Below are 25,826 nucleotides of genomic sequence, written 5' to 3' on the forward strand. Positions count from 1 at the left end.
CGGCACCGCCATGGGCGTCGATCTCCGAGCAGCGAGGTGGCCCGCCGTCGGCCGCACCGCCGTCGACCGTGCCGCCACCTGTGGCCGCGCCGCCGATGGGCCGTCCTCCGGTACCCGGGCAGCCCGGGGCAGCGGCGCGGACTCCACCGTCACCGTCCAACTATCCGTCGCTCACGGGTGCCGTGCCGGCGCCCGGCGGCTGGGGCGTCACCGGCCCCTCCGGCGCCGCGTCGGGCTGGGCCCCGGCCCGGCCGAGTTGGCCACCGCCGGCCGACCCACCGACCCCCGACGCTCCCGGCGGGACGGCTGACGACGCCCGACCGACGCCGTCGACCACCGGTGCCGCGCCCAGCACCCCGACGACCGGCCCGGCCCCATCGACCGGCCCTCCCCCGGCTACCAGCCCTGCCCCATCGACCGGCCCTGCCCCGGCGACCGGCGCGGCGGTCGGTGCCGCTGGTTCGGAGACCGGCTCGACCGGGCCCGCGAGCAGCAGCACCGACACACCCGGCGACAACGGTGACCCGGCCAACGCCGCGACACCGAGCACCGCGCTGACGGCCACGAACAGCCCGCGCGGGCCGGCAGGCAACGCGTCTGCGGCACCCAGCCCCACGCCCGAGGCAGCCAGCGCCACTCCGCAGGCACCCGGCCCCGCGCCACAGGCAGCCAGCCTCACGCCGCAGGCACCCAGCCCCGCGCCCGAGGCAGCCAGCGCCACTCCGCAGGCAGCCGGTCCCGCGCCGCAGGCAGCCACTCTGCCCGGGTCGGAGTCTTCCGCGTCGGGAACGGCACCGGAGCGGGCCGACAATCCGGGTCCGGTCGCCGTCCCGGCCCCGCCGATCGTGCCGGGTGGCGTCGACCTGGCCCTGCCGTTCTCCCTGGACCGCCCGGCGGCGTCCGCCGCGCCCGCCGCCGGCCCGGATCCGGTCGCACCGGCAGCACACGAAGTCGCGACCGCGGACCCCACCACGGCTGGGCCGGCGGCGAGCCGGGCCGGCACCGGTGAGGACGGATCTGCCGGAACGGCACGGGCGGCGACCGAGTCGCCCTGGGCGTATCCGCCGCAGCGGCCGGCCGGCGCGACCGGGACGGCCCACGACGAGGCGACCGCCGGAACGCCGCCGGTCCCCGTGCCTCCCGTCCCCCCGCCACCGCACCCGGCCGCCCCGAACGCCGGGCCCGGCCAGACGTACCCCGGTCAGACGCACCCCGGCCAGGCGCAACCCGGCCAGACGTATCCCGGCCAGGCGTACCCGCCGGCGATCCCCGGTCAGGCCGGCCCGGCACCGATCCCGCCCCCGCCCGGCCCGACACAGTTCGCCGAGCCGCCGCACGGCAGCCCGGCGCCGCAGCAGGCTGGCCCGGTGGCCCCGCCTCCGGGGCCGTTCCCGCCGTCGCCGGGCTGGTATCCGCCACCCTGGCAGCAGAGCGCCCCCGGAGCACCCCCAGCGCAGCCACAGTCGTATCAGGAGGCCGCCGGGGTGACCCGGGTGCCGGCCACCGGTTATCCGGACGCCACCTGGGAGCCGGAGACCACCGCGGCGCCGACCGCGGAGGACTTCGCCCGGCGCCGACAGGTACGGCCGGCCGATCCGGTGGCCACGATGGGCGTCCGCGCGGTGGTCAACAAGATGGGGCTGCTCCGGCTGGCTCCCGGGCGGCACGAGCAGGAGCTCAAGCGGGACATCGAGATGGTGCGCCGCAACTTCGGCGGGCTGCGGCAGGTGACCGTGGTCAATCCCAAGGGCGGCGCCGGAAAGACCGTGGCCATCCTGCTGCTCGCGATGACGTTCGGCCAGAAGCGCGGCGGCTACGTGCTGGCCTGGGACAACAACGAGACCCAGGGCACTCTCGGGATGCGGGCCCAACAGGACTTCCACTCCCGCACGGTGCGCGACATGCTGCGCGACCTCGGGCAGTTCCAGGGCGCCCACGGGCGGGTCGGCGATCTGTCGCAGTACGTCCGCTCACAGGGCGAGGGGATGTTCGACGTGCTCGCCTCGGACGAGTCGGCCACCGGCGGCGAGATGCTCACCGCGGCCGCGTTCGCCGAGATCCGCGAGGTGGTCAGCCGGTTCTACAAGCTGATCTTCGTGGACACCGGGAACAACGTCCGGGCGCAGAACTGGCAGGCCTCGATGGACGCCACCGACCAACTGGTCGTCACCATGTCCGCCCGTAACGACTCGGCGGAGACGGCCGCCCGGATGCTCGACCACCTCGAGCAGAGCGGCCGGCAACGGCTGGTCCGGCAGGCGGTCACGGTGGTGTCGATGCCACCGTCCCGCAAGGAGATCGACCTGCCGGCCATCCAGGAGCACTTCGCGGCCCGGACCAGGGCGGTGCTGCTGGCGCCGTACGAGCGGCTCATCGACAGCGGCGAGCCGATCCGGTACGGGGGGCTCTCCTCGGCCACCCGGGACGCCTGGCTCAAGATCGCCGCCGCGGTCGCCGAGGGTCTGTAGCCCGCCGACGGCCGGCACGGACGTGTGCCGGACCGGCCGTCGGGTCGGGTGTCAGTTGCTGGCCAGCGCGTCCGCCGCCGCCGGGTCACAGTCGCGGAGGAACTGGGCGCAGCGGGCCGCCTCGTCGGCCTCGCCGATCTCGTCGGCGGCCCGGGAGAGCACGTACAGGCAGCGGAGGAAGCCCTGGTTCGGCTCGTGCGACCACGGCACCGGGCCGTGGCCCTTCCAGCCGCTGCGGCGCAGCTGGTCCAGGCCCCGGTGGTAGCCGGTGCGCGCGTAGGCGTACGCCGTCACCACCTGGCCCTGCGCGAACGACCGGGCCGCGAGCTCGGCCCAGGCGGCGCTGTAGGTCGGGAATCGGGCCGCCACCTCGGCGTACGCCTGGTCGCTGGCTGCCTGTTCGGCGGCGGCCAGGGCTGCGTCGGCCTCGTGGTTCGCGGGTAGGAGGGTGGCCGGTGGCTCTGGCAACAGGTTCTGCATCGTCCCATTCAACCCGCTGGACAGGGCGACACGCGAGCGGGTCGGCCGACGTGCTCCGCTGAACGGCTGAGGAGTTGGTCACGCCTGCGGCCTATGCCGCCGCCAGGTGTTTTCCACTACAACTAATGGTCCGGAGCCTCCCCAGGACCCGGTTACGCAGGAGCCCGGTGGCCACGGCCGCCGGGCTCCTGTCGGTTCCGCCCCGGCCCGGGGTTTGGCTGGTCCCGGCGGACGGGCAGGATGGCCGGGTGCCGACCCCACCTCCCGCGGACATCATCGAGCCGCACCTGCACGTCAACGAGGTCCAGACCCGCGACGAGTTCGACCAGCAGCTGGCCACCGGCCGCCTGACCGGCCTGACCGTGCAGGGGCTCCGCCTCGACCTGGCCCCGGTGCCCGACCTGACCGGCGTCGAGGTCACCGGCACCCTCTTCGTCGGCTGCCGGTTCGCCTCCCGGGAGGTCGGCGCCGACCTGGTCCGGCGTGGGGCGAACGTCGTGCCGCCGTTCTCCGGGCTGCCGTACCCGACCCAACCGGCGCACCTCTACACCCCGGAGGAGCTGGCCGCCGGGTTCGCCGAGGGCGGGTTCACCGGGATGTACGACACCCGCGTGTATGAGCACTACCGGGCGCACGGCGGCGCGCTGCCGGACGTCAAGGAGGCGCTCGGTCAGCGTCTGCACGACCACGGCGTGGACAACGCGCTGACCGACGCCACCCGGGCCTGGCTGGCCGAGCACGGGCCGCAGTCGGTGGTGGGCATCATGGGCGGGCACGCGGTGCGGCGCGGCAGCCCGGCGTACCGGATGGCGGCCGTGCTGGGTTGGGAGCTGGCCCGGGCCGACCGGCTGGTGGTGACCGGCGGCGGTCCCGGGGTGATGGAGGCGGCGAACCTCGGCGCCCACCTGGCGGACCAGCCGGCGGCGGAGTTGACCGGGGCGATCGACCTGCTGGCCACCGCGCCCGACTTCACCGACCACCAGCGGTACACCGCCGTGGCGCTGACGGTCCGGCAGCGGTACGCGGGCGTGCCCCGGCAGCGCGGCGCCGACGCGGGATGGGCGCGGGCCGGCGGGCTGGCCATCCCGACCTGGCTGTACGGGCATGAGCCGGCGAACCTGTTCGCGGGGCGGATCGCCAAGTACTTCTCGAACGCGATCCGGGAGGACACCATCCTGCGGCTCGCCCGGGGTGGCATCGTGTTCGCCCCCGGGCGGGCGGGCACGGTGCAGGAGGTGTTCCAGGCGGCGACCAAGACCTACTACGGCACCGACGGTGTCAGCGGCGCCTACGTCTTCCTCGACCAGGCGTACTGGACCCGGGAGCTGCCGGTGGAGGCGCTGTTGCGCCCGCTGCTGGCCGCGTCCCCGTTCGGCGACCTGTCGTCGACGATCCACCTGACCGACGACGTCCGCGAGGCCGTCCGCCTGCTCACCGCGTCCGCCTGACGAAACGACGACGGCCGGCTCCCCGAGGGGGCCGGCCGTCGGTGGGACGTCGTTACTTGGACATCGTGGTGCCGGTGGAGCGCAGGTGCTCGCACGCCTCGACGACCCGGGCGGCCAGGCCGGCCTCGGCGGCCTTGCCCCAGGTACGCGGGTCGTACTGCTTCTTGTTGCCGACCTCGCCGTCGATCTTCAGCACGCCGTCGTAGTTGCGGAGCATGTGGTCCGCGACGGGCCGGGTGAAGGCGTACTGGGTGTCGGTGTCGATGTTCATCTTCACCACGCCGTAGTCCAGCGCCTCGCGGATCTCGCTCAGCAGGGAGCCCGAGCCGCCATGGAAGACCAGGCTGAGCGGCTTGTCCTTGCCGTACTTCGCGCCGACCGCGTCCTGGATCTGCTTGAGGATCTCCGGCCGGAGCTTGACGTTGCCCGGCTTGTAGACGCCGTGCACGTTGCCGAAGGTCAGGGCCGCCATGTAGCGGCCCTTCTCGCCGAGGCCGAGCGCCTCGACCATGGCCAGGCCATCCTCGACGGTGGTGTAGAGCTTGTCGTTGATGGCGTTCTCGACGCCATCTTCCTCGCCACCGACGACGCCGACCTCGATCTCAAGGACGATCTTGCCCTTGGCGGCCTCGTCGAGGAGCTGGGAGGCGATCTGCAGGTTCTCCGCCACCGGCACGGCCGAGCCGTCCCACATGTGCGACTGGTACAGCGGCTGCTCGCCCCGCTTGACCCGCTCCTGCGAGATGCCCATCAGCGGCCGGACGAAGCCGTCCAGCTTGTCCTTCGGGCAGTGGTCGGTGTGCAGCGCGATGTTGACCGGGTACTTCTTGGCCACCTCGTGCGCGTACGCGGCGAACGCCACCGCGCCGGTGACCATGTCCTTGATCGAGGGGCCGGACAGGTACTCGGCGCCACCGGTCGAGACCTGGATGATGCCGTCGCTCTCCGCGTCGGCGAAGCCCTTGAGCGCCGCGTTCAGCGTCTGGGAGGAGGTGACATTGATCGCGGGGTACGCGTACCGGCCAGCCTTGGCGCGGTCCAGCATCTCCGCGTAAGCCTCGGGGGAAGCGATGGGCATATCGAACGCTCCTTACTTACCACTCTCGGCCGTGCTGGCCGCTGTTGTTCACGGGTGCGCCGGACCGCGCTGTCCTCCGCCCGGCAGTATCCCGTAGGTGAGGTGCGCCGAAACAACCGACCCGGCCCTGGCCCACCCGTCGGGCGGTGGCAAGGGATCCGGTCACCGGTTGCCCAGGCGGTCCGGCACGATGACGCTGATCAGCCAGGTGACCACGGTCATCACGATGGCGCCCCAGAACGCCGCCCAGAAACCGTCCACCTGGAACGGCAGGTCGAGCCCGCGGGCGATCCGGTCGGTGAGCAGGAACAGCAGCGCGTTGACCACCAGCGCGAACAGGCCCAGGGTCAGCAGGTAGAACACGCAACCGACGACCTTGATCACCGGTTTGAGCACCGCGTTGGTCACGCCGAAGATCAGCGCGACCACGATCAGCGTGAGCACGGTGTTGCCACCCGAGCGTCCGTGCACCTCGACCCCGGGCACGATCAGCGTGGTCACCCACAACGCGACCGCGGTGATCGCCAGCCGGATGAGGAAGCCCACGCCCCCATCCTGGCACCGGGCCGCGCCGCCCATGGGTGATTCGACCGACTCGACTTCCGCGCGGCGCCGGCACAGCCCGTACGGTGGGTGGGAACCGTGCACCGAGCCCCCGGGAGGAACGATGGGTCAGCCCGATGAGGACTTCACCCCCGGCGACCACCTCGCCCCGGACGAACGCGACCCCGAGGCGGAGCCGGCCGACGCGGTCGAGCAGGCCGCGGTGGTCGGCCCCGCCGACGTCGACGGCGAGCCGCACCGCGGCCTGGAGGTCGACGACTGGGACGCGATGGAGCAGGCCCGGGTGGTCACCGGGGACGAGGACGACTACCGCTGAATCAGCGGCCGGCGTCGACCAGCTTCGGGTGACGGGCCGTCCATTCGTCGAGCCGGTCCTCCCGCAGCGCGGTCAGGAACTCCGGGGCGAGCTTCGGGTTGAGGCGCAGGTACCGGTCCTGCCCTGTCGGCTCGACGACCGGCAGGCTGAGCCCGACCGGCTCGACCGATCGCAGCGCGGGGACGAGCCGCAGCAGGTCCAGCACGGCGGCCCGGTCGGGTGACACCACGAGGTCCGGGCCGACGGCGGCCAGCAGTCTGGTGAGGCGTACCGGATCGGTGAGCACGCCCTGGTCGATGGCCTGGCGGACCAGACCGGCAGCGAAGAGCCGGGCGTTCCGGTCCCGGTCGTGGCCGCCCTCGGGCAGACCGTAGCGCTGGCGGAGCAGGTCGACCGACGCGGCGCCGCCGAGACGCTGACAGCCCGCCGGGAAGACCCGCTTCGTGTGGACGGAGAGCACCCGCTCGGGCAGACAGACCGGCACTCCGCCCACGGCGTCGGTCAGCGCGCGCACGGTGGGGTACGTCAGCACCACACCAGCGTCCACCCGGATCCCGGTCAACTCGGTCACCGTACGCCGAGTCAACTCGTAACCCTTGGTCATCTCCGGCCGGGTGAATCCGGCACCGAACGGAAACGCGGCGTTCAACTTGTTGGTGCCGTAGCCCGGCATCGGCACCCCCAGGTCACGCGGCAGCGAGATCAGGTACGGACGACTGTGGTCGGCCGGGATGTGCACCAACAGCATCGCGTCAGTTCGCGACACCTCCCGCCCGTCGCCGTCGAGGCCGAGCAGCAGGATGTTCAGCGCGCCCGTCGGCACCGGCCGACCGGACTCGCCGATCAGATCGGCGGCGGGCGGCGGTCCGGCGCGCTCCGGAGTCAGCAGGGGCACCCCGATCCCCAGTACACCGAGCAGCGCCAACGCCGCACTGCCGGCCTGCCACCGGCGGCGACGACGCCGCCGCCGGGTCACCAGGCGGTCGATCGTGGCCCGCAGCGGACCGGTCGGCGGGGTCATCGGTTCGTGCCGGGCGAAGGCGGCACGCAGGTCATCCTCGATCATGTTCACGCCTCCACGTACTCGGCCCGGAGCGTGGCCAGGGCCCGGGAGATGGACGAACGTACGGTCCCGACGGCGCAGCCGAGGATGTCGGCGATCTCGGCGTCGGGCAGGTCCTCGTAGTAGCGCAGCACCAGGGTGGCCCGTTGCCGGCGCGGCAGCCGGGACAGCCAGGACCAGATCTGGTCCCGGTCGACGGCGGACTGGGCGTGGTCGACGGGTGCCGCCAGCGCCTCATCGGGCTCCCCGCGCAGCAGCACCCGGCGCATCCAGGAACCGCGCTTCCAGTCGACGTACTGGTTGGTGAGCATCCGGCGCACGTAGCGCTCGGGTGAGTCCGCTCGGGCGACCCGTCGCCAGTTGAGCTGGACCCGGACCATCGTCTCCTGCACCAGGTCCTGCGCCTGGTGCGGATCGCCGGTGAGCATCACCGCGTACCGCAGCAGCGGGGCCAGTCGCGTGTCCGCGAACTCCTCGTACGTCACTGCACCTCCCGGGGCTCCTCCCTCAGATGACGGGAGCGGGGCGATCGAACGTTGCGGTGACGCCGATCAACCTTTCGGCCGGTCTTGGCATTCGGGGCGGCGGCCAACCTTAGCCATTCCTTAAGATCCGCAGGCTCCACCTGAATCCCCCACTGGAGGAACCCCCTCATGCTCACCCACTCCACCCGGCGCTGGCTCGCCGGACTGGGCGTAGCAGGCGCGTTCGTCGCCGCCTCCGCCAGTCCGGCCATCGCCGATCCGGCTGCCGAATTCGACCTCTACTTCCAGGACGTCACCGTCGCGGCCGACTCGCCCGGCGTCGTCCGGGGGCCGAAGCTGTTCGGCTCTGAGCCGACCGTCCTCAACGAGGTCACCGTCCGCTACGACTACCGCTCACTGGCCGACAAGATCACCTTGGCCGGCGACACGGGCAACGACTGCTCCGCCGACGATGCCGGAGTGCTGGTCTGCACGGAACCTTTCCCGGTGGTCGTCGACGAACTGTACGGGGGATTCCTCGGGGACGTCATCATCGCCCCGACCGACAAAGCGGCTACCGGCGACGCCGGGGAGCTGAAGGTCAGCCTCCAGACCGCCGGCAAGGACGTCGCCAACTACGTCTCCCGCATCCGCGTCGGCGAGGGCGTCGACCTGGCGGGCGGACCCGAAACCCAGGTCAAGGCAGCGCCCGGTGCCGCGTTCCAGGCCCCGCTGACTGTCCGCAACGTCGGCAAGACCGACATCGAGGGTGTGGTGGCGTTGTTCGACAACGACTACGGCATCCGGACCAAGGAGCGGTTCGACAACTGCTACTACGCCGAGGACTTCCTGTTCGCCTGCGAGTTCGACGAGAAGATTCCGGTCGGTGAGGGCGCTACGACGACCCTGAACTACGAGCTGGCCAAGGACACCTACGCACCGAGCACCGAGTTCGGCGACATCTGGTTCATGACCACGGGAGACTTCGAGGACTTCGCCGGCGTCCGCGAGGAGGCCGGTGCCAAGGCGGCCCGCCTGGGTACGGGCAAGACCTTGTCGCTGACCCAGGCCCCGGGTGCGAGCCGCGCCCGCGCCATGCAGACGGACACCGACCCGAGCAACAACCACAGTGCGCTGCGGGTGGAGGTCACCGGCAAGAACGGTACGGACCTGGAGGCCGTCGGCGCCAAGTTCACCGGCGCCAAGGGTGCGGTGGTGACCGCCGCCCTTGGTTTCCGCAACAACGGCCCGGCCACCCTGGAGTACATCCGCACCGAAACCGACGTCACCTTCGTCGACGTCACGGTGCCGACCGGCACCACCGCGGTGGAGGTGCCGGCCGAGTGCGCCCCGCGTACCGGTGAGGACGCGGAGTGGGAGGACGCCGGGACTCCCGGCGCTGCCGAATACCGCTGCTACCCCGGGCCGTTCGCCCCGGCCGGCCAGGAACTGACCGGCGAGTTCAAGTTCCGTATCGACAAGGTCATCGCCAACGCCACCGGCGCGGTGAAGGTCAACGTCCCGTGCGAGTGCGAGGGCGGCTTCTACGCCGACCTGAAGCCGGCCAACGACACCGCCAAGATCCTGGTGAACGCGTCCGGCGACCAGGGCGACCAGGGCGACCAGGATGGCAGCGGCGGCCAGGGTGGTGACGACGGTGGCGCGCTGCCGATCACCGGCCAGTCCACCGGCCTGATCGCTGGCATCGGCGCGCTGCTGCTCGCCGCGGGCGTCGGCGGCTACCTGGTGGCCAAGCGCCGCCGGACCCGCTTCGTCGCCTGATCCAACCCGCACCACCGGTGCCCCGCCGACCATCCCGGTCGGCGGGGCACCGTCGTTGCGACACCCTTCGCCTCGGGGGGATGCGCCAGCGGGTGGTGTGGGTACGGTCCGGCGCGGCAAGAGACGCGGTCTTCGGTACCCTTTGTGGCCGTGGACACAGCTGAGAAGACCCGCACGCTCGCGGAGAGCGTCGCCCTGAACCCGCTCGATCCCAAGGAGCTGTTGCAGACCTTCGGGCTGATCGGCGTCTGGGTGATCCTCTTCGCCGAGACCGGCCTGCTGGTGGGCTTTTTCTTCCCGGGCGACTCGCTGCTGTTCCTGGCCGGGGTGGCCGCCTCGCCCGTGGCGGACGCCATCTTCGGCGACGGCACCCGGCTCTCCCTGGCCGGCCTGCTGATCGGCGGTCCGATCTGCGCGATCGTCGGCGCCCAGGTGGGGCACTGGCTCGGCGCGCGGTACGGCCGGCGGATGTTCGAGCGGCCCAACTCCCGGCTCTTCAAGAAGGAGTACGTGGAGAAGGCGGAGTACTACTTCCAGAAGTTCGGCCCGGCGAAGGCCGTGGTGCTGGCCCGCTTCATCCCGATCGTCCGGACGTTCCTCAACCCGGTCGCCGGCGCGCTCGGCATGCCGGCCCGGCAGTTCCTGCTCTGGAACATCGTCGGCGCGGTGCTGTGGGTGGACGGCATCCTGCTGATCGGCTACCTGCTGGCCGAGCAGATCTACCAGGCCATCGGGGACAAGATCGACCACTACATCCTGCCGGTGGTGGCCCTGATCATCGTGATCTCGGTGCTGCCGATCTTCTTCGAGTTCCTCCGCGACCGGCGGGCACGCAAGCGTGGCGAGGCGGTCGCGGTGGTCGCGGCGGCCAGCGCCGTCGGCGCGGTCGAAGCAGTCCGCGAGACGTTCGACCACGACGAGCACCCGCACGGCCGCCAGCGTCCGGAGCACGGGCAGGAGCGCTGAACCCTGGGTACGACGACGGCCGGCCCCCTGGTGAGGGGGTCGGCCGTCGGCATGTCGGACCCGGCCTCCGGCGGTGCGGCCGGGGACGAGCAGGCGTCACCGAGCGGTGGCGCCACCCCTGGCTCGCCACCGAACACCATCCCGACGCGGGACGGCGTGCAGCGCCTGCTTCAGCGGGCCTTCTTGGTGGCCCGCTTACGCGGCGGGGTCAGCAGGTCGGCGATCGTCGCGATCGCACTCGGGACCAGCCGGTAGTACGCCCAGACACCGCGCTTCTCCCGCTCCAGCAAGCCGGCCTCGGTGAGGATACGCAGGTGGTGACTGACCGTCGGCTGAGAGAGGCCGAGCGGCGCCGTCAGGTCACAGACGCACGCCTCGCCCTCAGGGGCCGACTGGATCAGGCTGAGCAGCCGCAACCGAGCGGGATCGGCAAGGGCCTTGAGGACCCCCGCGAGACGCTCGGCATCGGCACGTTCGATCGGCTCACCGGCAAGCGGCGAGATCTGAGGCATAGTCATTTCGGCCAACGCAGTTCCCACGTATTCCATCCTTCCACCAGCAGCATCGATCCGCCTGCATATCAGCAGATCCGAATCGGCAAACTTTTACGCCACAAGGCCGAGGTCAGCCAACGTATAGGCCGCCCTGTACGGCAATCCGGCGGCTCGCACCGCGTCGCCGGCGCCTCGATCAACAATAACCGCCACGCCCACGACTTCAGCCCCGGCCTCACGAAGCGCCTCGACCGCGGTCAACACACTTCCGCCTGTCGTGGACGTATCCTCCACCGCCAACACTCGGCGGCCGACCACCTCCGGTCCCTCGATGCGCCGTTGTAGACCGTGGGCCTTACCCGCCTTGCGCACCACAAAAGCGTCCAGTGCCCGACCGGTCGGAGCAGCGGCGTGCAGCATCGAGAGCGCGATGGGGTCCGCGCCCAGGGTGAGCCCGCCGACGGCGTCGTACTCCCAGTCGGCGGTGAGGTCGAGCAGCACCCGGCCGACCAACGGGGCGGCCCGGTGATGGAGCGTGACGCGACGCAGATCGACGTACCAGTCTGCCTCCCGCCCCGAGGAGAGCACGACCCGTCCGTGGACCACAGCCAGGTCGGTAATGAATTTACGCAGGTCGTCGTGGTCCCCCATGGCGATAGAGGTTACTGCGCAAGTCTGGACGCCGCGTGTGGGGTCCACCCTGATCAGCCCGCTGGGGGACAGATGGTTGGCGATGTCCGACTACGCTCAGCAATCGGCCCGATTGCGGTGAGCCAACGTACCGGCACTGGCGCCGGGAGACCGGGCGGCCCTGGGTGCTCAGCGCTCGTCTCGACCGATCCTGCCGCGGGTGTCCCGGGCGACCGCCTGGAGCAGCCTTCGCGGCGCGTGCCGCAGACCGGCAACGGCCACTTTGTACTTCCACGCCGGAATGCTGACCAACTTGCCTTTGCCCAGGTCACGCAAGGCTTCGTCGACCACATCCTCGGCCCGCAGCCACATCCACTCGGGCGTCTTCGACATGTTGATGCCGGCCCGCTGATGGAACTCCGTACGGGTGTAGCCGGGGCAGAGGGCCATCACCCGGACCCCGAACGGCCGTGCCGACTGGCCGACGGACTCACTGAAATTGGTGACCCACGCCTTGCTGGCCGAGTAGGTCGATCCCGGCATCACCGCGCCGAATCCGGCAACCGAAGAGACATTTATCACTGCCCCATCGCGCCGTTCGGTCATCGGCCGCAGCGCCGCCAGGGTCAGCCGCATGACCGCGTGCACGTTGAGCCGCAGCAGGCGGGCCTCGTCCTCGGCAGAGGAGCGCAGGAACGGTTTGTTGAGGCTGATCCCGGCGTTGTTGACCAGCAGGTGCACGGGGCCGCCGTCGGCGAGCCGCTGCTCCACCACGGCGCAGCCGTCGTCGGTGGACAGGTCCGCCGAGATCGTCTCGACCTCGCGGCCGTGTCGGGCACCCAGCTCGGTGGCCAGTTCGGTCAACCGGCCCGCGTCCCGGGCGACCAGCACCAGGTGCCAGCCGTCAGCGGCCAGCCGGCGGGTGAACGCAGCGCCGATGCCGGCGGTGGCGCCGGTGATCAGGGCCCGTCGCTCGGCGGTCACGGGGTCGAGCGTCACGGGCGGTCCTCACCTGGGCGGGTACGGGGGCGCGGTCTGCGCCGGCGGGGGCTGGTGCGGGGCGGGTGGGAACCCGGGCGGAGCGGACGGCACGGTAGGCGTTGTCGGACGGTGCCGACCGAACCAGGCGTTGGCCGCCGGCAGGGCCAGCAGCGTAGCTACCACAAGGTAACCGAGGCCCTGTCCAACCGAAAGTCCGGCGTTGAGCGGGATCCACCACGACGGGTACGCATCACCGATCAGGCCCAGCAACTCGGCGGTGGCTCGCTCGCCGGCACCCAGCCGCAGCGGCGCGGCCCGTTCACCGATGAGCACCGCCACGCTGCAGCAGCCGGCGAGCAGGCCGAGCCCGCAGACGACCCAGGTGGCCACCCGGACGCCGGCACGACCCGCCAGCAACCCGACGGCCAGACCGGCGAGCACCGGCGCGGAGAGCGCCGCCACCACCGCCGAGACTGCCGCGGACGCGCGCAGCAGGGTCACCACATCGTCGACCTGCTGCGGACTCGCCGAGGTGTCCCGGGCGGCGGAGCGGAACGCGTCGACCGTGCGGCCGAGCACCGCCAGGTCGATGACGGTGTACGCGAGTGCGGCGACCGCCATCACCAGCAGCACGGCCGTGGCCAGCAGGACCACGGCCGGCCGGCGCGCCGGTGCCGATTCCGGGTACGACACGACGAATCCCTCCGGTAGGCGTCGGGTTGCAACCTACTCGGAGGGATCGTCGGCGTCGTGGTTATCGAACGGTCAACTCGTCGACGGCGGGGTCGGCCCGGGACGGTCGGCCGGCGGCGTGTCGTCCGGTCGGTCCGTGCCGGACGGGCCCGACGAGGGCGACGGGCCGGGCGGCGGCGGGTAAGCCGGCTCCGACCCGGTCGTCTGGCCCGGCGTCGACGGGTAACCCGGCTCGCCACTCGACGGGTTGCCCGGCTGTCCGGGGGCCTGCGGGTAGCCGGGCTGGCCCGGCGCCTGCGGGTAACCCGGGTAGCTGGCGCCCGGGGTCGGCGGCTCCCAGCCCGCGGTGGGCTTGCGGAAGTACTCGTTGGCCTTCGGAAGCGCCAGCAGGATCAGCGCCGCGAGCAGCGCGAGCAGGCTGATCACGCCGAGCAGGAGGCTGACCGGGGTGATCCAGGAGGGCAGCGCCTCGTCCAGCCGGCGCTGGATCTCCTCGCCGCTCGGCATGTCGCCGCCGGTGTCCCCGCCGGTGGTGAAGCTGCCGGCGGCCCCGCTGAGCAGGGTGCCGCCCACGCAGCAGACCATGATGCCGCCGATGATCCAGGTGGTGATCCGGGCGCCGTTGCGACCCTGGTTGTTGAGCAGGGCCAGCACGGCCAGGGCGACCGCGAGCAGCAGCAGCACGATGCTGCTGCCGATGCCGAAGGCGAAGAAGAAGTCCGCCACCTGCTCGGCACCGTTCGCGGAACTGCCCTCGTACGCCTCGCGGAGCACGTCACGGGTCTTGCCGATGGTGGCGAGGGTGAGGATCAGACTGACCACCTGGCACGCCAGGAACAGGAAGAGCAGGTAGCTGGAAATCGTCACGATGGATGGCCGCTGGCGGGCCGGCGTGCTCTGGGAATCGACCACGATTCTCCTTCCCTAAGATCGCGCCCACACCGTATCGGCAACTGGCCACTCTGGCATGCCGTGGCCAACCCGGCGCGCCCGTCGGGACCGGCTCAGCGCTCTTCGGTGGTGGGTCGAATCGTCAGCTCGGCGGGGTCGAGCAGGTCGCCGCGGGCGACCCGCCAGCCCTCTTCGCTGTACGCCTCGAAGGAGAGTCGCGCGCCGCCGCCGGACTCGTAGTCGTGGTAGCGCATCGTCCCGGCCGCCGGCAGCCCGGTCTCGCCGGTGGCGGTGTACCGCGCCTGCCCGGTCTCGGCCCAGGTGTAGCGCCGCCCGCCGAGGCCGATGGTCGGGGCGCCCGGGGTGACGGTCGCGCCGGGTTCGGCGGTCCAGAGCACCAACTCCAGGTCGGGGCCGTCCTCCACGGACAACCGGTGGCGGGTGCCGGAGGCGTCGTCGAGCAGGTGCTGCACCCAGCTCCAGTCCCCCTCGACCAGGCGGATCGTGCCGCTCACCGCGTACTCCCGCTCGCGGATCCGCACGCGGTCGCCGGGGGCCAGACGGTGCGGGCCGCCGCGCAGCGACTCCGCCGCGCGGCCGCGCGGCGGCCGCCCGCCGGGCACCGCACCGCCGGGCCGGATCGCCGCCCGTCGCCGGGCCCGCACGATGATCACGAACACGGCCACCGCGAGTACGGCCACCGCCGCCACCAGGTACGTCACCGACCCGTCCACCGACCACCTCCCCAGGTACGTCGGCGCAGACGGTAACAACCCCCGACACCGAAGCGACTCGCGTCGTGACGGAAAGCTCAGCTACTCACGGCGGCCGGGGCGTTGCCGCGCGTGGCCGTCTGCACTGTGGACAGAGCGCTGGATCACGCTGCGGCGAGTCGTTGGGTGGCGTATTCGCCGAGGGTGGAGCGCCCCATCACGCAGCCGACGAAGGTGGTGAACTCCGTCGGGTCGTCCCGCAGTGACGTCCAGGTCGCCCGGGCCGCCGTCGGGTCGATCCGCTCCAGCAGCGTGGCCGCGTACGCCCGGCCGGCGGGTGATCCCTCGGCCAGCACCCGGTCGAGCTGCCGGCGTACCTCCTCGGGGTGGTCGTCGAGGGCGGCCTCGACCCGCTGGTACGCCTCGGTCACCGGCAGCAGCGTGCCGGCGAAGCCGACGCCACCGAAGGCGAGCGTGTCAGCCGCGACCAACTCGTCAACAGCCGAGCCCAGTTCCCGTTCCCACTTCTTCCCGATGCCGAACATGCCCCCATCCTTTCCCCGCCCACCCCCGCTCCACCCTGTTGATCAAGAGGTTTGCGTCATGAGAGGACATCTCGATGACGCAAACCTCTTGATCACCGCGGGTTGGGCCGGGAGGCGGGGTGGGGTCAGGCCGGGGTTACCGTCAGGGTGTTGGTCGGGGTGGTCAGGTCGACCTTGACGGTGTCGCCGTCGCGGATCGTGCCCGAGAGCAGGGCCCTGGCCAGCTGGTCGCCGATCGCGGTCTGGACCAGGCGGCGTAGCGGGCGGGCGCCGTAGATCGGGTCGTAGCCGTGCTCGGCGAGCCACTGACGCGCGGACTCGGTGATGTCCAGCGCCAATCGACGGTCCGCGAGACGCTTTCGCATCCGGTCCAGCTGGATGTCCACGATGGAGCGCAGATCGTCCCCCCGCAGCGAGGCGAAGACCACGATGTCGTCCAGCCGGTTGAGGAACTCCGGCTTGAAGTGCGACCGGACCACGGCGAGGACCCCCTCCCGGCGCTGCTCATCGGCCAGCGTCAGGTCGCTGATCACCGACGACCCGAGGTTGGAGGTGAGGATCAGGATCGCGTTACGGAAGTCGACCGTACGGCCCTGACCGTCGGTGAGCCGACCGTCGTCGAGCACCTGGAGCAGCACGTCGAAGACGTCCGGATGGGCCTTCTCCACCTCGTCCAGCAGGATCACCGAGTACGGCCGACGGCGCACCGCCTCGGTGAGCTGGCCGCCCTCCTCGTAGCCGACGTAGCCGGGCGGGGCACCGACCAGGCGGGCCACCGAGTGCTTCTCGCCGTACTCGCTCATGTCGATGCGGACCATCGCCCGCTCGTCGTCGAAGAGGAACTCGGCGAGCGCCTTGGCCAGCTCGGTCTTGCCGACACCGGTCGGGCCCAGGAAGAGAAAGCTGCCGGTCGGGCGGTCCGGGTCGGCCACGCCGGCCCGCGCCCGGCGCACCGCGTCGGCGACCGCGCCCACCGCCTCGGCCTGGCCGACCACCCGGCCGCCCAGCGACTCCTCCATCCGGAGCAGCTTGGCCGTCTCGCCCTCCAGCAGCCGGCCGGCCGGGATGCCGGTCCAGGAGGCGACCACCGCGGCGATGTCGTCCGCGCCGACCTCCTCCTTCAGCATCGCGCCGTCGGTCTGGAGCTGGGCGAGCTCCTCCTCGGCCTGCTTCAGCTCGACCTTGAGCGCGGGGATCCGGCCGTAGCGCAGCTCGGCGGCGCGCTCCAGTTCCCCGTCGCGCTCGGCCCGCTCGGCCTCGCCGCCCAGGCGCTCCAGCTCCTCCTTGGCCGTGGAGAGCTTGGTGATGTGGCTCTTCTCCGTCTGCCAACGCTCGGAGAGCACGGTGAGCTGCTCGCGCTTGTCCGCCAGTTCCTTGCGCAGCCGCTCCAGCCGCTCGGCGGAGGCGGCGTCGGGCTCCTTGGCGAGCGCCATCTCCTCGATCTCCAGCCGGCGGACCGCCCGCTCGATCTCGTCCACCTCGACCGGCCGGGAGTCGATCTCCATCCGGAGCCGGGACGCGGACTCGTCGACCAGGTCGATCGCCTTGTCCGGCAGGAACCGGTCGGTGATGTAGCGGTCGGACAGCGACGCGGCGGCGACCAGCGCGGCGTCGGTGATCCGCACGCCGTGGTGCACCTCGTAGCGCTCCTTGAGCCCGCGCAGAATGCCGATGGTGTCCTCGATGGTCGGCTCGCCGACCACCACCGGCTGGAAGCGGCGCTCCAGCGCCGGGTCCTTCTCGATGTGCTCCCGGTACTCGTCCAGCGTGGTGGCGCCGACCATCCGCAGCTCACCGCGGGCGAGCATCGGCTTGAGCATGTTGCCGGCGTCCATCGAGCCCTCACCCTTGCCGGCACCGACGACGGTGTGCAGCTCGTCGAGGAAGGTGATGACCTGCCCGTTGGAGTTCTTGATCTCCTCCAGCACGGACTTCAGCCGCTCCTCGAACTGGCCGCGGTACTGGGCGCCGGCGACCATCGCGCCGAGGTCCAGTGAGACCAGCTTCTTGTCGCGCAGCGACTCGGGCACGTCACCGGCCACGATCCGCTGGGCGAGCCCCTCGACGATGGCGGTCTTGCCGACGCCGGGCTCGCCGATCAGCACCGGGTTGTTCTTGGTACGTCGGGAGAGCACCTGGATCACCCGGCGGATCTCCGAGTCCCGGCCGATCACCGGGTCGATCTTCCCGTCGCGGGCGCTGGCGGTCAGGTCCACGCCGTATTTGGCCAGGGCCTGGTAGGTCTGCTCCGGGTCGGCGGTGGTGACCCGCCGGTCCCCACCCCGGACACTCGGGAAGGCGGCGACCAGGGTCTCCTCGGTGGCGCCGACCGACGTCAGCGCGCCGGACACCGCGCCGCCGACCCGGGCCAGGCCGGCGAGCAGGTGCTCGGTGGAGGTGTACTCGTCGCCCAGCGGCCGGGCAATCTGCTCGGCGGCGCCGATGGCGTTGACGAACTCCCGGGCCAGCGTGGGCTCGGCGATGCTGGAGCCCCGCGCGGCCGGCAGGGCGTCGACCGCGCGCTGGGCGGCCCGGCGCAGCTCGGCGGGGTCGGCCCCGACCGCGCGCAGCAGGCCGGCGGCGGTCGAGCCGTCGGTGTCCAGCAGTGACAGCAGCAGGTGCCAGGGCTCCACGGTGGCGTGGCCGCGCTGGTTCGCCAGGGCGACGGCACCGGTGATGGTCTCGCGGCTCTTGGTGGTGAGGCGTTCGGTGTTCATGGGCTCCCCCGGATCGGCGTTGTCCATTGGGTTGGACACAACCAGAGTTGAGCGTATTCCGCTCAACCCTAGCGCTGTGACGCCCATCACTCTCGGCGACGCCAGCGCCAGTCGAACTCCCCGGCCGCCGGGGGCGGGCCAGGCAGCGGGTCGGTGTCCGGCCCGGTCGAGAGTCCGGCCAGCAGCACCGCGAGCTGACGGCGGCGCAGCTGCCCGGTCCGCTCCGGATCGGGTACGCGCACCGCGGCGCACGCCTCCAGCAGCAGCCCCAGGTCCTGCACGACCACGTCGGGGCGCAGCCGCCCGCTCGAGCGGGCCCGCTCGAACAGGGCGGTGGCCAGCTCGCTGGCGCGCATCGCGTCCCGGCCCATCTCCTCGGTCGGGGTGAAGGTGCCGGCCAGGTGAACGGTGAGCGAGTGCACGTCGGCGCCGACCACCCGGGCCAGGAACCCGGCGAACGCGGCCCAGTCGTCCGGCTCCGCCATGGCGGTCTCGGCTTCGGCGATGTAGTGGCGCAACCCGTCGTGGCAGAGCTGGCGCAGCAGGTCCTCCTTGCCCGCGTACCGCCGGTAGAGCGCGCTGATGCCGACGCCGGCACGTTCGGCGACGGCGGCGATCGGCGCCTTCGGATCGTCGAGGAAGACCGCGCGGGCGGCTTCGAGGATCACCTCGTTGTTGCGGGCGGCCTGGGCACGGCGGCCGGCCAGCGGCGCGTCCGTCTTTCCGCGGGGAGTTGGCATGCCATCAGAATAGCAGTGGAACGGATCGTTCCGGTCTGCTAATGTGGTGGCAGAACGAAACATTCCGTTCCGAAGGAGTACCGAGATGACCGGCACCGCGATCCGCCCGTTCCGCGTCGAGGTCCCGCAGACCGCCCTCGACGACCTGGCAGCCCGGCTCGGCCGCACGGTCTGGCCCGCCGACCTGCCCGGCGCCGGTGCCGCCTACGGGATGAGCACCGACCGGGTCCGCGCCCTCGCCGACCGGTGGCGGGACGGGTTCGACTGGCGCGCAGTCGAGGCCCGGCTGAACGCGTACCCGCAGTTCGTCACCGAGATCGACGGCGAGCAGATCCACTTCCTGCACGTCCGGTCGCCCCGGCCGGACGCCACCCCGCTGGTGCTCACCCACGGATGGCCCGGCTCGGTGCTGGAGTACCTGGACGTGATCGCCCCGCTCACCGAGCCGACCGCACCGGACGCGCCGGCCTTCCACCTGGTCGTCCCGTCGCTACCCGGCTTCGGGTTCAGCGGCCCGACCCGCAGCGCCGGCTGGAACCGGTACCGCACCGCCCGCGCCTGGGCCGAGCTGATGAGCCGACTGGGGTACGACCGCTACGGCGCGGTCGGCAACGACGCCGGCTCAATGGTCGCGCCGGAGTTGGGCCGGATCGACGCGGCGCACGTGCTCGGCGTGCACGTCACCCAACTCTTCTCGTTCCCCTCGGGCGACCCGGCCGAGTTCGCCGGGCTCTCCGAGGCGGACCAGGCGGCGCTCGAGCACCTCCAGTGGTTCTACGAGAACAAGTTCTCCTTCAACCAGGTGCACAGCCAGCAGCCGCAGACCCTGGCGTTCGGGCTGGCCGACTCGCCGGTCGGACTTCTGGCCTGGAACGCCCAACTCTTCGACGAGAGCCTCGACGCCGACTTCATCCTGGCCAATGTGGCGCTCTACTGGTTCACCGGCACGGCCGCCTCGGCAGTCCGGTTCTACTGGGAGGACGCGCACGCCGGCGACGCGCCTACCGGGCCGACCACCGTGCCGACCGCGCTGGCCATGTTCCCCGGTGACTTCCAGTCGATCCGCCGCTTCGCCGAGCGGGACCACGCGAACATCGTCCGGTGGACGGCGTACGGAACGGACGTCGAGGGCCGCGGCGACGTCGGCGGCCACTACGCCGCCCACCAGGCCACCGACGTGCTGGTCGCGGATGTCCGCGAGTTCTTCGTCAGCCTTCGCTGACCGTGGCGCGTCCGGGTGCCCACCCCGCTCTGCCGGGGTGGGCACCGGCGCATCCCGAGTGGTAGGTCCACTCCGCTTCCTGGAAGTCGGGGCGTCCGGACTGCCGGGACACCGCGACATCGCCGAAACCGAGTCGATCAACGAGGGCCTCAGATCGAGCGGGAGCCATCGATCTTGGAAGGAGGTGGCCCCTGGAGGGGCCGAACTCGACCAAGATCTGGGCTTGGTTCACTAGGCGGTAGCCTTGGCGGGTGCGAGTACGAGTCGAGCAGACCGCCCTTCCCGGGATCGGGGTACGTCACGATCTGGTGACCGAGTCCGGACGCCGCCTGGGCGTGGTCTCCCACCGCAATGGCCGCCGGGATCTTGTCCTCTACGACCCCGACGATCCCGATTCCTGCCAGGCGGACATCCCGCTGACCGACGACGAGGCGGAGGCGCTGGCCGACATCCTCGGCGCGTCGCTGATGCTCGGCCAGCTCTCCGGGCTGCGCGAGCAGGCCGCCGGTCTGCTCACCGAGCAGATCGCCATCACGGCGGGGTCGCGGTACGTCAATCGGAAGCTCGGTGACACCAAGGCGCGTACCCGCACCAGCGCCTCCATCGTGGCGGTGTTGCGCGACGGCGAGGTGATCGTCTCGCCGCTTCCCACCTTCCGCTTCGCAGCCGGTGACGTGGTGGTCGTCGTGGGGACCCGCAAGGGTCTCGACGGTGTCTCCGCCATCCTCGCCGACAGTGACCCGGACGGCTGAGGCGGATGCACGACTCCACCACACTGCTCGTCGAGGTCGGCGCGCTGCTGCTGTTGCTCGGTGTCCTCGGTCGACTCAGCCGCCGCGTCGGTCTTTCGCCCATTCCCCTCTACCTGCTCGCCGGGCTGGCGTTCGGGCACGGTGGGCTGCTCCCGCTCGCGGCCAGCGAGGAGTTCTTCGCGGTCGGCGCCGAGATCGGCGTCATCCTGCTGCTGGTCATGCTCGGCCTGGAGTACTCGGCCAACGAACTGGTCGGCAACCTCCGGTCGGCGGCCCCGGCCGGGCTGATCGACGGCGTACTCAACGCACTGCCCGGCGCCGCGTTCGCCCTGCTGCTCGGCTGGGACTGGGTGGCCGCCCTGGTGCTCGGCGGCATCACCTGGGTCTCGTCCTCCGGAGTGATCGCCAAGGTCCTCGGCGACCTGGGCCGACTCGGTAACCGGGAAACCCCGGTGATCCTCTCGGTCCTGGTGATCGAGGACCTGGCGATGGCCCTGTACCTGCCGCTGGTCACCGCGGTGCTGGCCGGCACCGGCCTGCTCGGCGGCGGCATCGCGCTCACCGTGGCGGTGGGAACGGTGCTGCTCGTGCTGGTGCTCGCCATCCGGTACGGCCATCTGATCTCCTCCGCCCTGTCGGCGAAGGATCCGGAGGCGCTGCTGCTCGGCGTACTCGGGCTGACCCTGTTCATCGCCGGTCTCGCGGCGAAGCTCCAGGTGTCGGCGGCGGTCGGCGCGTTCCTGGTCGGCATCGCGCTCTCCGGGCCGGTGGCACACCACGCCACCGAGCTGCTCTCCCCGCTGCGGGACCTGTTCGCCGCGGTGTTCTTCGTCTTCTTCGGGCTGGTCACCGACCCACGGGACATCCCACCCGTGCTGCTGCCGGCGCTCGCGCTGGCCGTGGTCACCATGGCGACGAAGACGCTCACCGGTTACCTCGCGGCTCGCCGCGTCGGCATCGCCGAACCTGGTCGATGGCGGGCCGGCCTGGCACTCGTACCCCGCGGTGAGTTCTCCATCGTCATCGCCGGGCTCGCGGTGGCCGCCGGCAGCGTCGAGCCGCGGTTGGCGGCGCTGGCCACGGCGTACGTCCTGATCACCGTCGTGACCGGGCCGATGCTGGCCCGACTGCCCGACTTCCCGTGGTTCAAGCGGTGGCTGCGCACCCGTGCGGCGGCCGAGCGGCGGGAGCCGGTTCCGATCCACGACTGACGCGCCACCGCCGTTGACATGGTCCCGATCGACACGTCAACGGCGGTGGGCGGGCCCTCCGACCATCCGGCGGACCCGGCCAGGCCAACGGTTGCTGAATTGCTCCCTGCGGGGACTACCGCAGCACCCGAGGGCGGGTTACCGTTTCGCCCCAGCAGCCAAGGTCCGCGGGTGGCCAGTACCAACGCGGGCGAAAGCGGAAGGTTGGCCGGTGAGCGTGCAGGAGTCGACGTTCCACGGCTTCGCCAACCCCGTCGATCCGACTCCGGCGGAGTTGCGAGCTTGGGCGTACCAGCCCGATTCGGTGCCCTTGGCTTCCATGCCGCCGGATTGGGACCTACTGGTCTCCGGCGACCGGCTCATCCTGACGCTCTTCGAGTTGGCGATGGACCCGACCTGCCCGGCCCGCCGCTTCGCGCTGCACTGCCTCTACATCTACGCGGCCGACGGCATCCGGACGAACTTCCGCGCCCACCCCAAGCGCCGCTTCCGCAAGCTGGTCGAGCAGGCCGAGCGCGACGGCGATGAGCTGATGAAGATCTGGGCACACAACGGCCGCGTACTGCTGGCCCGACCGGATCTCTTCGTCTACCGGGACTGGTGCGAAGGCGGCCTGGTCCGCGAGAACCGCCGCCTCGGCTGACGCCGCTACCGCGCTCAGGACGACGAACGGGCCGGGGCATTCAAACGACGAACGGGCCGGGACCCCCCGTGGGTCCCGGCCCGCACGTCGGTTACCGGTCGGTCTGCTTTCGCTGGGTCTCGGCCCGGGCCTGGTCGACCCCGTGGTCGACCTGGTCGGCGAACCGCCCTTCGGTGATTCGGTCGCGAAAGCTTCCCTCGGTCACCTTGTCGAACTTCTCGCGGACGGTGTCGGCCAGGTCTTCGAGCCGGTCCTCCGTCTGCTGAGCCATTTGCTGGGCCATCTTCTTCGCCGGCTCCGCCATCGCTCCCCCTGCTATGCCGGTAGGTCCGAATTAAGCCGATAGAACCCGTATCGACAGGCTAGCCGGAACGGCCCGGCCCGCGCCGGGAAATCCGGTGCGGGCCGGGCCGAAGAACGGAACCGAAGAGCAGGTCAGCGATCGGGCGTACGGCGGGGTCGCCAGACCACCAGGGCGGTGGACGTGCGGTTGGTGGGCACCAGATCGCGGCCCGGGAAGCGGGCCAACGACTCCAGCTCGGCCACCCGGCGGTACGCGGCGTCCAGCTCCGCCTCCAGCCGGGCCACCCGCTGCTGCGCCTGCTCCAGCAGCCGCTCCAGCCCGATGATCCGCTTGACTCCGGCGAGGTTGATCCCGTCGTCCTGACTGAGCCGCTGCACCTCGCGCAGCAGCACCACGTCACGGACGCTGTAGCGACGCCCGCCGCCGGCCGCCCGGCCGGGCTGCACCAGGCCGAGACGGTCGTACTGGCGCAGGGTCTGCGGGTGCATCCCCGCCATTCGTGCCGCCACCGAGATCATCAGCACCTTGGCCTCGTAGGCAGGGTCACTCGAACCGAGGAATTCGCCCGACATCCCGCTCACCTCCGCGTCCATCCCACCGGACTAACCGACCCGACGCACCCGAGCGTCGAGATGTTCCCTGGCCGCCGGCGGACTCTGCTCGGCGAACGCCTCCAGTGCCGTCCGCGCCTCGTCCGACAATCGAGCCGGCACCACCACGTCCAGCGTGACCAGCAGGTCGCCGGCCTGCCCGTCGCGGCGGACCACACCCTTGCCCCGGGCCCGCAGCACGCGCCCGCTCGGCGTGCCGGGCGGGACCCGCAGGGTCACCGCGCCGTCGAGCGTCGGCACCCGCAGGTCCGTGCCGAAAACGGCCTCCGCGAAGGTGACCGGCACGGTCAACGTCAGGTCGTCACCGGTACGACCGAACAGCTCGTCCGGCCGGACCTTGACCTGCACGAACAGGTCACCGGCCGGGCCACCGCGCTCACCCGGCTCGCCCCGCCCGGCCAGCCGGATCCGCTGGCCGTCGGCCACCCCGGCCGGGAAGCGCACGTTCAGCGTGCGGGTCTTGGTGACCCCACCGCTGCCGTGGCACTCCGGGCACTTCTCCTCGACCACCGTGCCGACGCCCTGGCAGGTGCGGCACGGCTCGGAGAAGCTGAACGACCCCTGGTTGCGGGTGGTCACCCCGGCGCCGTGGCAGGCCGGGCAGGTCCGCGGCTGGGTGCCGGGCTTGGCGCCGTTGCCGTGGCACGTGTCGCAGACGCCCGGGGCCCGCAGCGTCAGCGGCAGGGTCACGCCCCGCACCGCGTCGCCGAAGTCCAGCGCCACCTCGGCTTCCACGTCCCGACCCCGGGCCGGACCGCGCGGCGCGGACTGCCCACCGGCCGAGCCGCCGGAGAAGATCGAGCTGAACAGGTCCTGGAAGCCGGCCCCGCCGAAGCGACGGTCGCCCCCCGCCCCGCCGCCGAACATGTCGGAGACGTCGAACGGCATGCCGCCCGGCTGGCCGGCGCCCCGTGCGTTACGCCGGAACGCGCCCGAGCCGAACAGCGAGCGCATCTCGTCGTACTCCCGGCGGCGGCTGCTGTCCGAGAGCACGTTGTACGCCTCGGATACGGCCTTGAACCGCTCCTCGGCCTTCGGGTCGCCCGGGTTGTGGTCCGGGTGCGATTCCCGGGCCAACTTGCGGTACGCCTTCTTGATGTCATCCGCGGAGGCGGCCTTGTCCACGCCGAGCACGGCGTAGAAGTCCTTCTCGAGCCAGTCCTTCGAACTCACCGGTCCACCCCCTTCCGACCTTCGTGGCCCGGCCGTCCCGCCCACCGCATCGCGGCGGGCGGGACAAACTGGTCACTGTCTCGCACTATTCCGGATCCGCGACCGCTACCAGCGCGGGGCGCAGCAGCCGCTCACCGAGCTGGTAGCCGCGCCGCATGACCTGCACGCAGGTCGGCTCGCCGACCTCGGCCGAGGTCTGGTGCGCGACCGCCTCGTGCCGGGTCGGATCGAACGGGTCGCCCTGCTCGCCGAAGGCGGTCAGGCCGAACTTGCCCAGCGCGGTGGTGAGCTGTTCCGCCACCGATCCGAACGGCCCGACCAGGTCGCCGTGTTCCCGGGCCCGGTCTAGGTCGTCCAGGATCGGCAGCAGTGCGGCCAGCACCGAGCCGGTCGCCTGCTCCTGCACCAGGCTGCGGTCCCGGTCCACCCGCTTGCGGTAGTTGGCGTACTCCGCCGACACCCGCTGCAGGTCCCGCGTCCGCTCGTCCAGCTCGGCCCGGAGCGCCTCCAGCTCGGCACCCAGCGGCGAGCCGGTGCCGGTGCCGGCACCGTCGACCGGCTGCGCCGGGGCGTCCACCACCGGCGGACTGGACGGCGCCGACCCGTCGACCAGGGTGGCCTCGATCTCGATCTCGTCGACCACGACCTCGGCGTCCTCGACCAGGCCCTCGGCCGGAACGTCGCTGCCCGCGTCGGCGGCGGCCCCCTCGGGCTCCGTGGTGTCGCTGAGCTTGCGGTTGTTGCGGATGACGACCCGCTCCCCGTCGCCGGTGGCCGGCTCGGTGGGCGCGGAGCCACCCGGCGCCGACCCGGTGTCGTCCGGGTCGGCGGCTCGTGGCTTCTGCGTCATGCGGCTACCTCATCCCCTTCGCAGTGG

The 25,826-nt window shown here is 71.7% G+C and carries 28 protein-coding genes; 9 read left to right on the forward strand and 19 right to left on the reverse strand.

The genetic code is table 11. From position 1 onward, the window contains the following. Window positions 1-160: 160 nt before the first annotated feature. Entirely contained in the window at window positions 161-637 is a 477-nt protein-coding gene (locus tag ACWD5O_RS02245; RefSeq protein ID WP_450084488.1) for a hypothetical protein, read from the reverse strand. Window positions 638-842: 205 nt separating this feature from the next. On the opposite strand from ACWD5O_RS02245, the gene ACWD5O_RS02250 reads away from it, so the two are divergent. Continuing rightward, a complete protein-coding gene (locus ACWD5O_RS02250) occupies window positions 843-2,468 on the forward strand; it encodes a chromosome partitioning protein (RefSeq protein WP_450084481.1) in 1,626 nt (541 codons plus the stop codon). 51 nt (window positions 2,469-2,519) lie between these two features. Here the strand turns inward: ACWD5O_RS02250 and ACWD5O_RS02255 are convergent, their stop codons facing one another. Then, complete coding sequence (locus ACWD5O_RS02255; protein ID WP_354966478.1) at window positions 2,520-2,948, reverse strand: DUF3151 domain-containing protein; 429 nt, start codon at window positions 2,946-2,948, stop codon at window positions 2,520-2,522. 248 nt (window positions 2,949-3,196) lie between these two features. On the opposite strand from ACWD5O_RS02255, the gene ACWD5O_RS02260 reads away from it, so the two are divergent. Beyond that, window positions 3,197-4,396 carry an LOG family protein gene (locus tag ACWD5O_RS02260; protein ID WP_450084384.1) on the forward strand — a complete coding sequence of 400 codons (1,200 nt, stop codon included), beginning with the start codon at window positions 3,197-3,199 and terminating at the stop codon, window positions 4,394-4,396. 52 nt (window positions 4,397-4,448) lie between these two features. Here ACWD5O_RS02260 and fbaA read toward each other — a convergent pair whose 3' ends face one another. Both fbaA and ACWD5O_RS02270 read right to left on the reverse strand, forming a co-directional pair. Continuing rightward, complete coding sequence (gene fbaA, locus ACWD5O_RS02265; RefSeq protein WP_089018268.1) at window positions 4,449-5,474, reverse strand: class II fructose-bisphosphate aldolase; 1,026 nt, start codon at window positions 5,472-5,474, stop codon at window positions 4,449-4,451. Window positions 5,475-5,636: 162 nt separating this feature from the next. Continuing rightward, window positions 5,637-6,020, reverse strand: coding sequence for a phage holin family protein (locus tag ACWD5O_RS02270; protein ID WP_450084385.1), 384 nt, complete (start codon window positions 6,018-6,020; stop codon window positions 5,637-5,639). Window positions 6,021-6,141: 121 nt separating this feature from the next. Here ACWD5O_RS02270 and ACWD5O_RS02275 point away from each other — a divergent pair, with 121 nt between their 5' ends. After that, window positions 6,142-6,354 (forward strand): hypothetical protein, encoded by a 213-nt coding sequence (locus ACWD5O_RS02275; RefSeq protein ID WP_354966475.1) that lies wholly within the window; start codon window positions 6,142-6,144, stop codon window positions 6,352-6,354. Between the two features lies 1 nt (window position 6,355). On the opposite strand, the gene ACWD5O_RS02280 is transcribed toward ACWD5O_RS02275, so the two are convergent. After that, the gene (locus tag ACWD5O_RS02280) at window positions 6,356-7,420 is read right to left on the reverse strand and encodes an LCP family protein (protein WP_450084386.1); all 1,065 of its coding nucleotides are present in this window, start codon (window positions 7,418-7,420) and stop codon (window positions 6,356-6,358) included. Between the two features lie 2 nt (window positions 7,421-7,422). Beyond that, window positions 7,423-7,902 (reverse strand): SigE family RNA polymerase sigma factor, encoded by a 480-nt coding sequence (locus ACWD5O_RS02285; protein WP_387324733.1) that lies wholly within the window; start codon window positions 7,900-7,902, stop codon window positions 7,423-7,425. A gap of 168 nt (window positions 7,903-8,070) precedes the next feature. On the opposite strand from ACWD5O_RS02285, the gene ACWD5O_RS02290 reads away from it, so the two are divergent. Together ACWD5O_RS02290 and ACWD5O_RS02295 are read left to right on the forward strand one after the other, a co-directional pair. Continuing rightward, window positions 8,071-9,663: an LPXTG cell wall anchor domain-containing protein gene (locus tag ACWD5O_RS02290; protein WP_450084387.1), complete on the forward strand. Its 1,593-nt coding sequence runs from the start codon at window positions 8,071-8,073 to the stop codon at window positions 9,661-9,663. Window positions 9,664-9,807: 144 nt separating this feature from the next. Further along, window positions 9,808-10,629 carry a DedA family protein gene (locus ACWD5O_RS02295; RefSeq protein ID WP_354966471.1) on the forward strand — a complete coding sequence of 274 codons (822 nt, stop codon included), beginning with the start codon at window positions 9,808-9,810 and terminating at the stop codon, window positions 10,627-10,629. Between the two features lie 170 nt (window positions 10,630-10,799). Here the strand turns inward: ACWD5O_RS02295 and ACWD5O_RS02300 are convergent, their stop codons facing one another. The 9 genes from ACWD5O_RS02300 to ACWD5O_RS02340 all read right to left on the reverse strand — a co-directional run bounded on the left by ACWD5O_RS02300 (window position 10,800) and on the right by ACWD5O_RS02340 (window position 19,033). Continuing rightward, entirely contained in the window at window positions 10,800-11,177 is a 378-nt protein-coding gene (locus tag ACWD5O_RS02300) for an ArsR/SmtB family transcription factor (RefSeq protein ID WP_007454255.1), read from the reverse strand. 57 nt (window positions 11,178-11,234) lie between these two features. Continuing rightward, complete coding sequence (gene pyrE, locus ACWD5O_RS02305) at window positions 11,235-11,774, reverse strand: orotate phosphoribosyltransferase (RefSeq protein ID WP_354966470.1); 540 nt, start codon at window positions 11,772-11,774, stop codon at window positions 11,235-11,237. Window positions 11,775-11,942: 168 nt separating this feature from the next. Beyond that, entirely contained in the window at window positions 11,943-12,752 is an 810-nt protein-coding gene (locus ACWD5O_RS02310) for an SDR family NAD(P)-dependent oxidoreductase (RefSeq protein WP_450084388.1), read from the reverse strand. Window positions 12,753-12,761: 9 nt separating this feature from the next. Continuing rightward, window positions 12,762-13,427 carry a hypothetical protein gene (locus ACWD5O_RS02315; protein ID WP_450084389.1) on the reverse strand — a complete coding sequence of 222 codons (666 nt, stop codon included), beginning with the start codon at window positions 13,425-13,427 and terminating at the stop codon, window positions 12,762-12,764. 72 nt (window positions 13,428-13,499) lie between these two features. Next, window positions 13,500-14,339 (reverse strand): hypothetical protein, encoded by an 840-nt coding sequence (locus tag ACWD5O_RS02320; protein ID WP_450084390.1) that lies wholly within the window; start codon window positions 14,337-14,339, stop codon window positions 13,500-13,502. Window positions 14,340-14,431: 92 nt separating this feature from the next. Next, window positions 14,432-15,052, reverse strand: coding sequence for a DUF4178 domain-containing protein (locus ACWD5O_RS02325; protein WP_450084391.1), 621 nt, complete (start codon window positions 15,050-15,052; stop codon window positions 14,432-14,434). A 143-nt stretch (window positions 15,053-15,195) separates the two neighbouring features. After that, window positions 15,196-15,576 carry a hypothetical protein gene (locus ACWD5O_RS02330; RefSeq protein WP_354966465.1) on the reverse strand — a complete coding sequence of 127 codons (381 nt, stop codon included), beginning with the start codon at window positions 15,574-15,576 and terminating at the stop codon, window positions 15,196-15,198. A 125-nt stretch (window positions 15,577-15,701) separates the two neighbouring features. After that, window positions 15,702-18,293: an ATP-dependent chaperone ClpB gene (clpB, locus tag ACWD5O_RS02335; protein ID WP_450084392.1), complete on the reverse strand. Its 2,592-nt coding sequence runs from the start codon at window positions 18,291-18,293 to the stop codon at window positions 15,702-15,704. 86 nt (window positions 18,294-18,379) lie between these two features. After that, window positions 18,380-19,033: a TetR/AcrR family transcriptional regulator gene (locus ACWD5O_RS02340; protein ID WP_450084393.1), complete on the reverse strand. Its 654-nt coding sequence runs from the start codon at window positions 19,031-19,033 to the stop codon at window positions 18,380-18,382. A gap of 85 nt (window positions 19,034-19,118) precedes the next feature. Between ACWD5O_RS02340 and ACWD5O_RS02345 the strand changes: the two genes are divergently transcribed. The 4 genes from ACWD5O_RS02345 (at window position 19,119) to ACWD5O_RS02360 (ending at window position 22,861) form a co-directional block, all read left to right on the forward strand. Further along, complete coding sequence (locus ACWD5O_RS02345; protein WP_450084394.1) at window positions 19,119-20,255, forward strand: epoxide hydrolase family protein; 1,137 nt, start codon at window positions 19,119-19,121, stop codon at window positions 20,253-20,255. Between the two features lie 251 nt (window positions 20,256-20,506). Further along, window positions 20,507-21,007 (forward strand): cation:proton antiporter regulatory subunit, encoded by a 501-nt coding sequence (locus ACWD5O_RS02350; RefSeq protein ID WP_354966461.1) that lies wholly within the window; start codon window positions 20,507-20,509, stop codon window positions 21,005-21,007. Between the two features lie 5 nt (window positions 21,008-21,012). Further along, the gene (locus tag ACWD5O_RS02355; protein ID WP_450084395.1) at window positions 21,013-22,218 is read left to right on the forward strand and encodes a cation:proton antiporter; all 1,206 of its coding nucleotides are present in this window, start codon (window positions 21,013-21,015) and stop codon (window positions 22,216-22,218) included. A gap of 211 nt (window positions 22,219-22,429) precedes the next feature. Further along, window positions 22,430-22,861, forward strand: coding sequence for a hypothetical protein (locus ACWD5O_RS02360; RefSeq protein WP_354966459.1), 432 nt, complete (start codon window positions 22,430-22,432; stop codon window positions 22,859-22,861). 91 nt (window positions 22,862-22,952) lie between these two features. Here ACWD5O_RS02360 and ACWD5O_RS02365 read toward each other — a convergent pair whose 3' ends face one another. The 4 genes from ACWD5O_RS02365 to grpE all read right to left on the reverse strand — a co-directional run bounded on the left by ACWD5O_RS02365 (window position 22,953) and on the right by grpE (window position 25,799). Then, the gene (locus tag ACWD5O_RS02365) at window positions 22,953-23,165 is read right to left on the reverse strand and encodes a hypothetical protein (RefSeq protein WP_354966458.1); all 213 of its coding nucleotides are present in this window, start codon (window positions 23,163-23,165) and stop codon (window positions 22,953-22,955) included. A gap of 131 nt (window positions 23,166-23,296) precedes the next feature. Continuing rightward, window positions 23,297-23,737, reverse strand: coding sequence for a heat shock protein transcriptional repressor HspR (locus ACWD5O_RS02370; protein ID WP_203173989.1), 441 nt, complete (start codon window positions 23,735-23,737; stop codon window positions 23,297-23,299). A 30-nt stretch (window positions 23,738-23,767) separates the two neighbouring features. Further along, window positions 23,768-24,949, reverse strand: a complete 1,182-nt coding sequence (gene dnaJ, locus ACWD5O_RS02375; RefSeq protein ID WP_450084396.1) for a molecular chaperone DnaJ — start codon at window positions 24,947-24,949, stop codon at window positions 23,768-23,770. Window positions 24,950-25,034: 85 nt separating this feature from the next. Next, entirely contained in the window at window positions 25,035-25,799 is a 765-nt protein-coding gene (gene grpE, locus ACWD5O_RS02380; protein WP_450084397.1) for a nucleotide exchange factor GrpE, read from the reverse strand. Window positions 25,800-25,826 lie beyond the last annotated feature (27 nt).

Source organism: Micromonospora sp. NPDC005161, assembly GCF_053599855.1.

Bases quoted from the DNA above. Each gene is read 5' to 3' on its own strand.
- ACWD5O_RS02255 (WP_354966478.1), bottom strand. From the start codon at position 2,948: ATGCAGAACCTGTTGCCAGAGCCACCGGCCACCCTCCTACCCGCGAAC.
- fbaA (WP_089018268.1), bottom strand. From the start codon at position 5,474: ATGCCCATCGCTTCCCCCGAGGCTTACGCGGAGATGCTGGACCGCGCC.
- ACWD5O_RS02275 (WP_354966475.1), top strand. From the start codon at position 6,142: ATGGGTCAGCCCGATGAGGACTTCACCCCCGGCGACCACCTCGCCCCG.
- ACWD5O_RS02280 (WP_450084386.1), bottom strand. From the start codon at position 7,420: ATGATCGAGGATGACCTGCGTGCCGCCTTCGCCCGGCACGAACCGATG.
- ACWD5O_RS02290 (WP_450084387.1), top strand. From the start codon at position 8,071: ATGCTCACCCACTCCACCCGGCGCTGGCTCGCCGGACTGGGCGTAGCA.
- ACWD5O_RS02300 (WP_007454255.1), bottom strand. From the start codon at position 11,177: ATGGAATACGTGGGAACTGCGTTGGCCGAAATGACTATGCCTCAGATC.
- pyrE (WP_354966470.1), bottom strand. From the start codon at position 11,774: ATGGGGGACCACGACGACCTGCGTAAATTCATTACCGACCTGGCTGTG.
- ACWD5O_RS02330 (WP_354966465.1), bottom strand. From the start codon at position 15,576: ATGTTCGGCATCGGGAAGAAGTGGGAACGGGAACTGGGCTCGGCTGTT.
- clpB (WP_450084392.1), bottom strand. From the start codon at position 18,293: ATGAACACCGAACGCCTCACCACCAAGAGCCGCGAGACCATCACCGGT.
- ACWD5O_RS02340 (WP_450084393.1), bottom strand. From the start codon at position 19,033: ATGCCAACTCCCCGCGGAAAGACGGACGCGCCGCTGGCCGGCCGCCGT.
- ACWD5O_RS02345 (WP_450084394.1), top strand. From the start codon at position 19,119: ATGACCGGCACCGCGATCCGCCCGTTCCGCGTCGAGGTCCCGCAGACC.
- ACWD5O_RS02355 (WP_450084395.1), top strand. From the start codon at position 21,013: ATGCACGACTCCACCACACTGCTCGTCGAGGTCGGCGCGCTGCTGCTG.
- ACWD5O_RS02365 (WP_354966458.1), bottom strand. From the start codon at position 23,165: ATGGCGGAGCCGGCGAAGAAGATGGCCCAGCAAATGGCTCAGCAGACG.
- ACWD5O_RS02370 (WP_203173989.1), bottom strand. From the start codon at position 23,737: ATGTCGGGCGAATTCCTCGGTTCGAGTGACCCTGCCTACGAGGCCAAG.
- grpE (WP_450084397.1), bottom strand. From the start codon at position 25,799: ATGACGCAGAAGCCACGAGCCGCCGACCCGGACGACACCGGGTCGGCG.